Below are 13,091 nucleotides of genomic sequence, written 5' to 3' on the forward strand. Positions count from 1 at the left end.
AAACAATCTATAAAAACTATAAAAAGGGACTTCTCACAATGAAAGAAGTCCCTTTTATCTATAAATATTTCTTTAATTCTTCTACCTTATCTGTTTGTTCCCAAGGAAGATTTAAGTCGTTTCTACCAAAATGTCCATATGCAGCTGTCTGCTTGTAGATTGGTCTTCTTAAGTCAAGCATTTTAATAATTCCAGCAGGACGGAGATCAAAATGCTTACGAACAATTTCGGTTAATTCCTCATTACTCTTCTTTCCTGTACCAAAAGTATCAATCATAATGGAAGTAGGCTGAGCAACACCAATTGCATAGGATAATTGTATCTCGCACTTATCTGCAAGTCCAGATGCAACTATGTTCTTCGCAACATAACGAGCAGCATAAGAAGCGGAACGATCAACCTTCGTACAGTCCTTACCAGAGAATGCGCCACCACCATGACGAGCATATCCACCATAAGTATCTACGATGATTTTTCTACCGGTTAAACCGCTATCACCATTTGGTCCGCCTATAACAAAACGTCCAGTTGGATTAATAAAGAATTTTGTATTCTCATCAACCATTTCTGTTGGAAGAACTGGTTCAAACACATATTTCTTAATATCCTCATGAATCTGCTCCTGGGTTACATCTGGGTCATGCTGCGTAGATAATACAACCGCATTTAAATGAACTGGTTTTCCTTCCTCATTATATTCCACTGTTACCTGTGACTTTCCATCTGGTCGAAGGTATTTTAACGTTCCATCTTTTCTTACTTTAGATAACTGTTTTGTTAATTTATGAGCTAAGGAAATTGGATATGGCATAAGTTCTTCTGTCTCATTGGATGCATAACCAAACATCATACCTTGATCTCCTGCACCAATGGCTTCAATCGCCTCGTCAGTCATCTCGCTTTGTTTTGCTTCTAGTGCTTTATCTACACCAAGGGCAATATCTTTTGATTGCTCATCAAGTGCCACAATAACACCACAAGTATCTGCATCAAAACCATACTTTGCGCGATCATATCCAATTTCTTTCACGGTTTCACGTACGATTTTTTGAATATCAACATAGCCAGATGTTGTAATCTCGCCCATCACAAGTACTAAACCTGTTGTAATGGCTGTTTCACAAGCTACACGACTCATTGGGTCTTGCTCTAATAACGCATCTAACACTGCATCTGAGATTTGATCACAGATTTTATCTGGATGTCCTTCTGTAACAGACTCTGATGTAAAAAGTAATTTGTTTTGCATAAAATCTCCTTTCACCTTTCCTTTTTATAAGGCTTGTAATATCACTTATCAAAAATTTGCTCCTAAACTTCTGATAAGGGCGCTGCATTTTGCGCCGTCAATATGTTAACTGGTAACGAATTAGGTCCGAATACAACCGTCTTAGTATTTTCTCTATCCACAAAAAAAGTCCGCATAAGCGGACTTGTTATTTAAAAACCAAATCCTCTTATTGTTCGATTACTCGCTCAACTTGGCACCTTCCCGTAGGGGGTTGCCGTGACTTCACTGAGTCTTTACTCTCCGTCACTCTGAATAAGAGAAATATCTATGAAATTGTATATTCGCACACATGGTGGGCAATCCTAAAAGATTGTCCACTTGTGCCTTTACTATATCTAAAAATATATTCGCTGTCAAGAAAAATAATTTACCAAAGCAAAATAACTTTTCGACAAAATACTACTTTCTTGTTGCCGTAAAACCGATATCTGCTAACTCCTCTACAGCCTGTTTTAAGGTCACTTCATCACCTTCGATGCTAACAGTTTTACTAGATAAATCAACTTCATGTTTTATATTAAGGCCCTCAAGAAGATTATGAATACGACCTACACAGTGATTACAACTCATTTCTTCAATGTCAAATTTTGTCATAGTTTACTCCTTCCTCGCGCTTTCTTTTGCGCGTTCCTTTCTCTTGCAAATTTCACTCTGAAAGGTTTTTTGACTTACTTACACAAAGCATTTGTTACCTGAATATTTTTGCTTTTAGCATTTGTTATTTTATTTCATTATTTTCTGTATTGTTTTTAATAGTTCCTCAATTACCTCATCATTCCCTTGCCTGATGTCCGTAGCAACACACGTACGGATATGATTTCCTAACAATACCTTATTAAAACTATTTAACGCAGATTGTATTGCAGAAACCTGAGTTAATATTTCAACACAATAATGCTCTTCCTCTACCATTCGGCGAACGCCTCTGACCTGACCTTCAATTCGGTTAAGGCGATGAACTAAATCTTTAAATTCTTTCTCATCTCGGTGTTTCACCTCATGGCATAAAAGTGTCTCTTCTTTTTTCTCGGACATTTACGCCCTCCTTTTTACATCCAGTCGTTTGTATCGTAAGCTTAATGCATTTGTTACTACACAAACAGAACTTAAAGACATTGCAAATCCTCCAAGCATTGGACTTAATAACATTCCTGTGAACGGATACAATAATCCAGCTGCAATTGGAATACCAATAATGTTGTAAATAAAGGCCCAGAAAAGATTTTGTTTGATATTACGGATTGTTAACTTACTTAAATGAACCGCACGGTAAACATCCATAAGGTCAGAACGCATTAATACAAGATCAGCAGAATCAATGGCAATATCACTACCACTACCAATGGCAACACCAACGTCTGCCTGAATTAATGCAGGTGCATCATTAATACCATCACCAACCATCATCACTTTATTTCCTTCTGACTGAAGCTTTTTAACAACTTCTGCCTTATCCCCCGGTAATACCTCTGCAATTACGTGATCCACCTTAGCTTTTTGAGCAATTGCTTCCGCAGTTACTTTATGATCTCCAGTTAACATATAAACTGTTAATCCTAAGGATTTTAATGCTTCCACAGCTTCTTTACTGGTAGACTTAATCGTATCCGCAACACCAATAATTCCTTCAAGTTTACCGTCCATCATTACATAAATTGGAGTTTGACCTTGCATAGCCATCTCCTCTGCTGCCCTATGATATTCCTTAGAAACAGCATCTTTCCCATAACTTAGCATAAGCTTTTCATTACCCACAGCAATCTTCTTGCCACTCTCTGAAAGAATCGCTTCTACTCCAAGACCAGTCTTGTTTTCAAACTGCTCTATTGCAGGTTCTTTTTCTTTCACACTACTATGATACTCCTCAACGATTGCTCGTGCAAGAGGATGTTCACTTCCTGCCTCTACAGCTGCGGTAAAGCTAAGTATCTGTTCTCTACTATAATTCTTTGTAAATACTTCTACAACCTTTGGTTTTCCTTCTGTAATGGTACCTGTTTTATCTAACACAACGGTATCGATATGATGTGCTGTTTCAAGCGCTTCTCCACTCTTTATCAAGATACCATGACTTGCACCTAGTCCCGTTCCAACCATAATTGCAGTCGGTGTCGCAAGGCCTAATGCACAAGGACAAGCAATTACTAAAACTGAAACAAAAATCGTTAACACGAAAGCAATATCATGGCCGAGTAATAACCAAATAATAGCTGCTACAACAGCAATAACCATTACAACCGGAACAAAATATCCCGCAACTTTATCTGCTATCTTGGAAATCGGAGCTTTCTTTCCTTGGGCATCTTCCATTAACTTCACGATTTTAGCAAGTGTAGTATCTTCTCCAACGCTTGTAACACGTACTAAAAGCATACCATTAAAGTTTTGGCTTCCACCAATCACCATATCATCCACTTGCTTTTCTACTGGGATACTTTCTCCAGTAAGCATGGATTCATCAACACTACTGCTACCCTCAATAACAACACCATCAATAGGCACTTTACTGCCTGCCTTAATAATAACAATATCATTTTCTCTTAATTCACTTACTGGAATTTCTCGTTCAACACCGTTTTCTACTAGCATTGCAGTGTCTGGAGCAAGTTCCATCATCTTACGAATCGCTTGAGTGGTCTTTCTTTTACTTCTACTCTCTAAATACTTACCAAGCATTACTAACGTTACCACAACCGCTGCCGATTCATAATACAAATTATGAACAGCTTCTGAATTATATGGAATACGAATTGTCATTACAACGCTATAGATAAACGCTGCTGAAGTACCAACAGCAACTAAAGTATCCATATTGGGATTTCCCTTAAAGAGAGTATGAAATCCGTTTGTATAGAACTTACTACCACAAACTAAGATTGGAATTGTTAATATTAATTGTGCTACTGCGAAGTTAAACGGCATATGATGCATGTCAATAAATGCTGGTAACGGCATCTTCCATGGAACCATATGTCCCATACTGATATAGAGAAGAGGAATTGCAAATACGATTGCTATGATAAGTCTTATTCTTGATGCTTTGAACTTCCTTTCGGTCTCCTCTTCTTCTTTTTGGCGGGCAGCCTTCTCATCTATCTGTTTTTCTTTATGGTATGGGGAGATACCGAATCCTGCCTTTTTAACCTTTTCCATAATCAAGTCTGGTGTTACCTTATCGTCTTCATATTCGATTGTAAGCTTAGCTGTTGTCAAGTTCACGCTGCTAGAGATGACACCTGGAAGTTTACTGGTTACCCTCTCCACGGCACTACTACAGGAAGCACAGGTCATACCTTCAATATTATAAATTTCTTTCATATATCTCAACCTTTCTATTCTACTATCACTTAAGTTCTTATAAATAAAAATTCCTTAATTTTATATTTCTCTTTCGTCATAAACCATTCAGTACCTATAGTATACATATAATTTCGAAAATTCATGAGCTAAAAGAAATATTTTCAAGCTAACTTTGTCTTTTAACTTAGTGAATGAGAATTTGTAGCTATTCAGCATACCCCCTCGGGGTATATATTATATATAACCTATTTTTTTTATTATGTCAATAGATTTATTTTTGTACTCTTTTCTTATAGATTATTGTACTCTCTTCTTATGGCTATTAAGTAAATATAAATGCTATTTCATAATTTCTTAAATTTCATCTTTTTCTGTCTATTATTCATGAATCAAATGTTGATTATTATAATATTTTGTATGAATTATTTGACTTTTTCCAAATTTATTCATATAATTATGGTAATAAAGTACAGTCTGCTTTATCGTTTCATTCATGTTACATATTATGGTCACTTATTAAGTTCGTTAAAGAAGGAGTACCTATGAAAACCACAAAGATTCCTGTAAGCCAGGCAGTCCCGGGTATGATCGTCGCAGATAATGTTTATACGTTTAGTAACCAACTTATCATTTCTGGAGGCACTAAGCTTACAGACAAAATTATTACTCGGCTTAAGTTTTACTCTATAAATCAATTATTTGTTCGACTTCAAGAAGACGAGGTATCAAAATCTTCAGTAAAACCTATCTCCAATAATCTCTACTTAAAGCAAATGAAGTCATCTGGAGAATTCGAAGAATTCAGTAGTACCATCTTAAACACAGTCGATAAGTTTCATAATGCTTTAGATGGTATCGCGAACAATGAAGGTAAATTAGATACCGACTCTTTGTATCGTGATATCAAAAAAATTATGACTCAAGGCCGTAATAATTTGCATGTCTTTGATATGTTACATTGCATGCGAGATTACGATGACATGACCTATATTCATTCTGTAAATGTTGCTATCATCTGTCATATGTTTGGAACTTGGTTAAATTTTGGACCAAGAGACCTCGAAACTCTTACGTTATGTGGTCTTCTTCACGATGTGGGTAAGTTAACTATTCCTAACGAAATTTTAAATAAGAAGGATCCGCTGACTCAAGAGGAATACAACTTACTAAGGACTCATGCTATCCGTGGTTATAATATACTTCTACCGTATGATATCAATATACACATTAAAATGTCTGCAATGATGCACCACGAACGTTGTGATGGAAGTGGGTATCCTATGGGTTTAACTTCTGTACAAATTGACCGCTTCGCTAAAATTGTAATGATTGCAGATGTCTATGATGCAATGACTTCCTCAAGGTGTTATCGAAATCCACTTTGTCCTTTTGAAGTTATCACTCTATTTGAGGAAGAAGGATTAACCAAATATGAACCAAAATACATTATGACATTTTTTGATCATATAAGTCAGTTATATCAGAACAGCACAGTTCGGCTTAGTGATGATAGAATAGGACAAGTTGTTTTTATGAATCGTAATACTCTTTCAAAACCAGTGATACAATGCGGTGAGGAGTTTATTGATTTATCGAAGTTTCCAAACCTCTATATTTCGGAAATATTATAGAAAAAATACTATTACAAACCTGATCTATTATAGGAAAACTCTATGTATGATATTTTTTTATGTATAGAGAAAATACTATAAAAAAGACACAAAAAGCAGAGAATTTTATGATTTAACATAAATTCTCTGCTTTTATATTTTAATGAAGATTAAAAGTAACCTCTACTTCATTTTATACTATTTTCATTATAAGTAAGTCCGCTAAATATAGGATAGGAGTAAATTTTTAGCCTATTTTTAATCTCGCTTTTCGAATAGACTTTTCATCTTCCGCATCTACTTTTTCCATGGATGCTCCAAGTTCTCTCATCTTTTCTTCAAAATTCTCGTAACCGCGTTCCACTAATTCAATCTGTTCCACAACAGTTACACCTTCCGCTGCTAATCCTGCAATAACTAATGCTGCACCAGCGCGTAAATCTGGAGAACAAACTTTAGCTCCAGTTAATTCAGCTACACCATCAATAATAGCAGTGTTTCCTTCTACCTTAACGGATGCACCCATTCTAGCTAGTTCATCAACATATTTAAAACGATTTTCATAAATACTTTCCGTAACGATACTTGTACCATTAGACATCGCCAACACCGTTGCTATCTGTGGCTGCATGTCCGTCGGAAATCCTGGGTACGGTAAAGTCTTAACCTGTGTATGACCTAATCTCTTATTTGCAACGACACGTATTGCATCATCGAACTCTTCCACCTCTGCACCAATTTCAACAATTTTTGCAGTGATTGCCTCTAAGTGTTTTGGGATAACATTCTTAATAGTAACATCACCTTTTGTAGCAACTGCTGCTAGCATAAAGGTTCCGGCTTCAATCTGATCTGGAATAATGGAATACGTACTACCATGTAACTTACTCACACCTTTGATACGAATTACATCTGTCCCTGCGCCTTTAATATTAGCACCCATACTATTTAAGAAGTTAGCTACATCAACAACATGTGGCTCTTTTGCGGCATTTTCCATGATTGTCTGGCCTTCCGCTAACGCTGCTGCAAGCATAACATTAATTGTTGCACCAACGGTTACACAGTCAAAGTAAAGATGGGTACCCACCAGTTTTTTTGCTGATGCGGTTATCATACCATGCTGAATCTTTACATCTGCACCAAGAGCTTCAAACCCTTTGATGTGCTGATCAATTGGTCTGCTTCCAATGTTACATCCACCTGGAAGCGCTACCTCTGCGTACTTATATTTTCCTAATAATGCACCTAAAAGATAATAGGATGCACGAATTCGACGAATAAAATCATCGTCAATGCTTCTTGAATTTATAGTACCACCATTTATCTTAACAGTATGTCTGTCTATTCTCTCTACTTTAGCGCCAATCGCTTCTATTGCTTGAAGTTGAATACATATATCACTAACATCCGGCAAATTTTCAATAGTAACCTGCTCGTCCGTCATTACTGCCGCAGCTAAAATACCTAATGCCGCATTCTTAGCTCCACCGATGGTAACTTCCCCAGCTAAAGCCTTGCCTCCCTTTATAATATACTGCTCCATTTCGCACCTCTATCTATTATTAATGCAGTTATATCATATTCCATTTCCCGCTTTGTCATATCATGTCAGTCATCTACATGCGTGAAACGCAGTGATGTACATCCACGCAAAAAGCCTATGGTAATCCATAGTTAAAATGCACATAAACTGCGTCTTGAATTTGTGAAAATTGATATCTTATTACGATTATAACACAAAGCTCAAATTTGTAAATGACTTTTTTTTGAAAAACCCTGTATTTTACTACCTTTTCCAGTGATTTTCAGTAAGTCTGACTGACTTATTCTGCAATTGTGTGCACTCGTTCTACAATTGTCTCCATTGTAGATTCAATATCCATATTCTCACAATCTATAACAATATCTGCATAGAGTTCGTACAAAGGGCATCGCTCTTCATATAATCCTGCTAAATCCTGCCCTTTCTTTAGTACAACGCCTCTTTGCATGATATTTCCAAGACGCTTACTGATTTCCTTATAACTTAATTTCAAATAAATTACGGTCCCAATCGTTCTAAGATGATTCATCGCTTCCTCACCATAGATTACACTACCTCCCGTAGCTATCACGGTATGCTTTGCTTGAATACTCTGATTAACCTCATTCTCAATTTGTATAAAGTGATCAAGCCCTTCGTTAGAGATAATTTCATGTAAGAGGCGTCCCTCTTTTTCTTGAATGAGTAGGTCTGCATCAACAAATTGATATCCTAGTACTTTCGCTAAAATAACTCCTATTGTACTTTTACCGGCACCTGGCATTCCTATTAATACTATATTATCTTTTTTCATCGTTTGCCACACCCCGTAATTTCTTAGTATGTTTTTTATCAACTTTTTGCACCTTTTGTTTTCTTACAGAGTACCCAAAATTACCAAGCAAAGTTCCTAATCCATAATACTCTCCATGAGAGTAAACTACTGGTTTTGTCTTATTAAGTTCGAATTTTCCAGTTTCATTTATAGATTTCTTATCAACTTGGACACCAACGACATCAGCAATAAACATATCATGAGAACCAAGTTTTATAATCTCCTTTAAGCGGCACTCAATATTAACAGGAGACTCCGCTATAATTGGTGCATTTACCTTATCTCCCTTTTTAGGAGTTAGATTCAACTCCCTAAATTTATTTACATCTCTTCCTGAACGAACACCGCAAAAATCAGTTGCTTTTGTAAGTTCTTCTGTCGTTAAGTTAATAACAAATTCTTTTGTTTTTTCAATGATGGAATAAGAATGTCGCTCCGGCCTTATGGATACCGAAACCATAGGTGGATTGGTACAAACTGTTCCGCACCAAGCTACTGTTATGATATTATTATTCCCAAATTCGTCTGCACAACTAACCATTACTACTGGTAATGGATATAACATATTACCAGGTTTAAATATTTCTTTCTCCATTGTAATACCTTTCTAATCTTCTTCGCTACTTTTGACACGTATGGTATAATTTGATATAATAAAATCTGTATAAATTTGTTATAAAATCCAATTTCATTTTCTCGAGGTGAATAATATGCCAACCAATTATATCGATATAGAAGCTGTTTCCGGTGGTACTCCTAATCTGGTAAAACAGAATTTAAAATTTAAAACAGGAAAATTTGTATGGAGAGTTAAATTTACAGCTCCACTTAATCCTTCCACCGTTAACAATATGAACCTTTACGTAACCAAATTAGACGGTTCTTCTCTTAAAACTTCTATCCAATATGATTCCATTAATAATTATATTGAAATAGAACCCTTAGAGGCCTATGCACAAAATGAGTCCTACATATTAAACATAACCAAAAATGTTGAGTCAAAAGGTGGACAACGATTGAAAGAAGAAATCCGTCTTCGTTTTAAACTTTAACATCAGATTCCTTCCAATCTCGGTTGAATATTAGTTTTCTACTGTTTTAGGTGTAAAATACTTGCGTGTTTGGCATTGTTATATCTGAAACAATATAGAAAACTCTGTTTAATTTAGATAGCCATCATAGAATATCTTTTTTTCTTAATATGGAAAGATCAAATTGATTTAAGCTTCCATTACGAGTTAACTCCAGTAATACTTGTTCATTTTCTTTTTCATGATTTAAAATAATTTGATCAAGATAAGAGAAAACTTCGGAAAGGGCGTTTTCTCTTTTTAACTTCATTTTATCCAATAGCTTATCACTTAAATACTCAAATGCTTCCTTCTCTATCTTATATCCTTCCTCAATAATTGTATCGTAAGCAAATCCTTGATAATCCGCGAGCTTATATTCTGGCAATACAATACGGTTTGGATAAGTAATGCTTAACTCCTCCTTATCCTTCCATAGTTGTTCCATTTCTTCGCTTAATCCGGTTAGTATATAAATAATATTTTGCTCTGGAATCTGTTGAAGCTCCATTAAACGGATCAAGGTATCTCTTGTCAAAAACTGAGCATTTTGCAAAATCATGATACAATCTTTTAACTGATCGCTTTTTGCTAAAAAATCCATTCGGTTTAACTTCTTCGCATCGATGAGGGCTACTCTAGGAGAAGTAATAAAAGATAGGCGATGTAATAATTTAGCATATTTCTTAGCTAATAGTGTCTTCCCACTATTAGCGCTTCCCATAATAATTATATTTTGGAGCCCGTATGCGGAATGAATCATCATCTCAAGACTATGAAGCAAATTCTCCCTTAATCCATCAATTCGAAGAAAGTTTCCAAACATTTCGCATAATGAAATACCTTTTTCTTCTAATATAGGTAAAAGATTAGAGTGTAAATCATCGATGAGTTCATAATTTGATTTTGAGTCTATATGGAAGAAGCTTTTAGGATCTTCTTTTAGGCTCTCATTATCATCTTCTAATAGCTTCTTACTTCCCTCTTCTATTAGCTTCTTACTTTCATCTTCTTCTAAATTCTCTCTATTATCCGCTAACTCTTCCCTATCCTTTTCTATTCCTTCCTTTATAGCACTTAAATTGCCATTCTCTAATTCGGTATCTATATTCCGATCTTTCTTACTATTTAATTCTAATTCCGAATATGAATGTTCATCCGAAGCACCTTCCAAAATATTCGTATTATCAACAATCATAGTATCCTTATCAGTTTTGACATTTGTAGCACCCTCTATTCCGATCGTATCTTCGCGTAAATCATACTTTTTATGAAATAACGTATGTTTTGACTTACCAAATCCAGGTGGAATAACTATCGTAGAATTTACTTTTTCTTCTTTCTCTTTCTCTTCTTGCATTCCTGTTTCTTGTTCTATATTCTCATTTGTACTATCTTCTTGCCCTATATTTTCTTGAAGTACATCAAATTTTCTGTCCTTTATGTCATCTTCATCAATTGTATCATTACTATCTACTTGGTAATCCTCTTTTTCTGTTTCATTCTCCTCAAATACCGCTACTTCCTCATCTGATACTTTTTCTATTCCTTCATCCTCATTGTCAGCAGTATCATCATTTTTTGAGTCAGAGTCCACAAAGAAGCTATCTTTCCTAACATTCTCTTTCTCGTTCAGTTGATAAGTAATCTCCTCAGCACATCGATCTTTAAGATCTTCTTTCGCCTCTATTTCCTTCTCTTGATTTTCTAAACCTTCAGAGTTATTCTCACTATTCTTATTGTTGGTTTGCTTTGTAGCTTCAAGTAACATATTTATATCTAATTCACCATTATAAAAAGCTACAAGAGCTTTTGCACGATCAACATATTCACCACTACCAAACCATAAAATGATTTTTTCACATTCTTTACGGCAAGCTGTTTCATTTCCAGTTTTATAGTATAATTTTGCAAGCTCATAAGCCCAGCATTCAATATATTCGACCTCTCGAAGCTTTTCTAGGTCCGCAATTAGCACTTCTGTTGGCTTTCGCATTAACTTATCAATGCTATAGCGGAATATATACTGATAAAAATCATCTGGAGCCATTTTAATAAATTCTTCTAGATAATAATTTGCCTCTATAATATCTTTTAACTTAATTGACAAATGAACTAATTGCGCCAAAATCCTTCTCGTTTTTACAGTATCATAAATTTGCTCAAATAGCTCCTTTGCCTCAACATATCTTCTATTTTGAAAGTAGCATTCCGCAATCACACTTAGGTCTGACATACTTTTTAGTTTCTTAGTGTCAACATTTACTGCCAAATTATATGCTTCCTTTAATTGCCCCTGCTCTAAATATTTCTTTATTTGTTCTAACTGAATGATTAATTTATATTTTTTCATTCTAACCTCCAAGCGTCACTCGTTTTTCATCCATAGGGCTCTAAAACGGATATGACTATATTACATCGTTTAGAAATCTTTGTTTTTAATATAACTTACTACTCATACTTTAATTTAAAAAGGTGTATCATGGATTACTTTCTTTGATTTAAAATCACATCTGCGCTTTTTTAATTTATACTTAATTCCTCATAGCGCTGTTCTAAAGAGATTTTCTGTCCATTTCGAGTTAAGGAATTTGATACTGTATCATTCCATACACATTTCCCCTGATTAAATATAAGAACCCGGTCACACAAACGTTCCACTTCTTCTAAATAATGGCCTACATATAAAACTGCTGTTCCAGCCATCTTAAGGTGTTCGATAGCAGATAATATCTGTTTTCTCGATTGCAAATCTATACCAACGGTTGGCTCATCTAAAATTACTAATTTGGGTTCATGTAGCAGAGCTACCGCAATATTTAATCTCCGTTTCATACCACCGGAGTACTCTTTCACTTTTCTATTTAACTCACTCTCGGTAAAACCTATCATATCACTCAATTGCTTGATTCGTTCTTTCCTCAGCGTTTTTGGTAAATGGTAGGCATTACCCCAAAACAAAAAATTGTCCATTCCAGTAAGAGATTCGTACAGAGCAATGTCTTGAGGTACGTATCCTAAGGAACTTCGTATGCTTTTAGGATTTTTTACAACATCCTCTCCATTGAAAAGAATATGTCCCTTATCCGGTCGAAGTAAGGTCGCTATCATAGATACTGTGGTAGATTTTCCTGCACCATTCGGGCCAATTAAACCTGTAATTTCACCTTGTTTCATCTTAAAATTGATGTCATCTACCGCTGTATGATTTTGATAAGCCTTATGTACGTGATTTACCTCTAGCATTTTTTATCCTTCTTTCCGAATACAATTCTCCGTTTTTTGACACAATCTAACATAATATTATCATTATCGTTTCCAATTAACAAGTAGTATCAATAGAACAATATAATTCAACGCCATCTTTATAGTTTTCCTTGTGATGAATAAAATAACAGAGGTAATAGAAAATTCCTAATCAGACGAAATAACTCTCTTTTTTGGAATACTTCTAATTTAC

General features: G+C 35.2%; 11 protein-coding genes and 1 riboswitch. Of the genes, 2 read left to right on the top strand and 9 right to left on the bottom strand.

Features of this window, described 5'->3' with window-relative positions:
- Window positions 1–58: 58 nt before the first annotated feature.
- From metK to CC92_RS0111440, 4 genes are all read right to left on the bottom strand, one after another.
- Window positions 59–1,249: a methionine adenosyltransferase gene (metK, locus tag CC92_RS0111425; protein ID WP_029502754.1), complete on the bottom strand. Its 1,191-nt coding sequence runs from the start codon at window positions 1,247–1,249 to the stop codon at window positions 59–61.
- Between the two features lie 205 nt (window positions 1,250–1,454).
- Window positions 1,455–1,550, bottom strand: a riboswitch (SAM riboswitch).
- 140 nt (window positions 1,551–1,690) lie between these two features.
- Window positions 1,691–1,885, bottom strand: a complete 195-nt coding sequence (locus CC92_RS0111430; RefSeq protein WP_029502753.1) for a heavy-metal-associated domain-containing protein — start codon at window positions 1,883–1,885, stop codon at window positions 1,691–1,693.
- A gap of 129 nt (window positions 1,886–2,014) precedes the next feature.
- A complete protein-coding gene (locus CC92_RS0111435) occupies window positions 2,015–2,326 on the bottom strand; it encodes a metal-sensing transcriptional repressor (protein WP_029502752.1) in 312 nt (103 codons plus the stop codon).
- The gene (locus tag CC92_RS0111440; protein WP_031420361.1) at window positions 2,327–4,609 is read right to left on the bottom strand and encodes a heavy metal translocating P-type ATPase; all 2,283 of its coding nucleotides are present in this window, start codon (window positions 4,607–4,609) and stop codon (window positions 2,327–2,329) included.
- Window positions 4,610–5,133: 524 nt separating this feature from the next.
- Here CC92_RS0111440 and CC92_RS0111445 point away from each other — a divergent pair.
- Window positions 5,134–6,222: an HD domain-containing phosphohydrolase gene (locus CC92_RS0111445; protein ID WP_029502750.1), complete on the top strand. Its 1,089-nt coding sequence runs from the start codon at window positions 5,134–5,136 to the stop codon at window positions 6,220–6,222.
- Window positions 6,223–6,448: 226 nt separating this feature from the next.
- Here the strand turns inward: CC92_RS0111445 and CC92_RS0111450 are convergent, their stop codons facing one another.
- From CC92_RS0111450 to CC92_RS0111460, 3 genes are all read right to left on the bottom strand, one after another.
- Complete coding sequence (locus tag CC92_RS0111450) at window positions 6,449–7,747, bottom strand: UDP-N-acetylglucosamine 1-carboxyvinyltransferase (RefSeq protein WP_029502749.1); 1,299 nt, start codon at window positions 7,745–7,747, stop codon at window positions 6,449–6,451.
- A gap of 280 nt (window positions 7,748–8,027) precedes the next feature.
- Complete coding sequence (locus CC92_RS0111455; RefSeq protein WP_029502748.1) at window positions 8,028–8,540, bottom strand: shikimate kinase; 513 nt, start codon at window positions 8,538–8,540, stop codon at window positions 8,028–8,030.
- Window positions 8,527–9,156, bottom strand: coding sequence for a flavin reductase family protein (locus tag CC92_RS0111460; protein WP_029502747.1), 630 nt, complete (start codon window positions 9,154–9,156; stop codon window positions 8,527–8,529). The genes CC92_RS0111455 and CC92_RS0111460 overlap by 14 nt, the downstream gene beginning before the upstream one ends.
- Window positions 9,157–9,271: 115 nt before the next feature.
- Between CC92_RS0111460 and CC92_RS0111465 the strand changes: the two genes are divergently transcribed.
- On the top strand, window positions 9,272–9,613 hold the full coding sequence (locus tag CC92_RS0111465) for an Ig-like domain-containing protein (RefSeq protein WP_029502746.1): 342 nt from the start codon (window positions 9,272–9,274) through the stop codon (window positions 9,611–9,613).
- Between the two features lie 124 nt (window positions 9,614–9,737).
- Here the strand turns inward: CC92_RS0111465 and CC92_RS0111470 are convergent, their stop codons facing one another.
- Together CC92_RS0111470 and CC92_RS0111475 are read right to left on the bottom strand one after the other, a co-directional pair.
- Window positions 9,738–11,984 carry a tetratricopeptide repeat protein gene (locus CC92_RS0111470; protein WP_029502745.1) on the bottom strand — a complete coding sequence of 749 codons (2,247 nt, stop codon included), beginning with the start codon at window positions 11,982–11,984 and terminating at the stop codon, window positions 9,738–9,740.
- Between the two features lie 170 nt (window positions 11,985–12,154).
- A complete protein-coding gene (locus CC92_RS0111475) occupies window positions 12,155–12,877 on the bottom strand; it encodes an ABC transporter ATP-binding protein (RefSeq protein ID WP_029502744.1) in 723 nt (240 codons plus the stop codon).
- Between the last annotated feature and the right edge of the window lie 214 nt (window positions 12,878–13,091).

It is taken from the genome of Lachnoclostridium phytofermentans, assembly GCF_000733755.1.
GTDB classification, from domain to species: domain Bacteria; phylum Bacillota; class Clostridia; order Lachnospirales; family Lachnospiraceae; genus Lachnoclostridium; species Lachnoclostridium phytofermentans_A.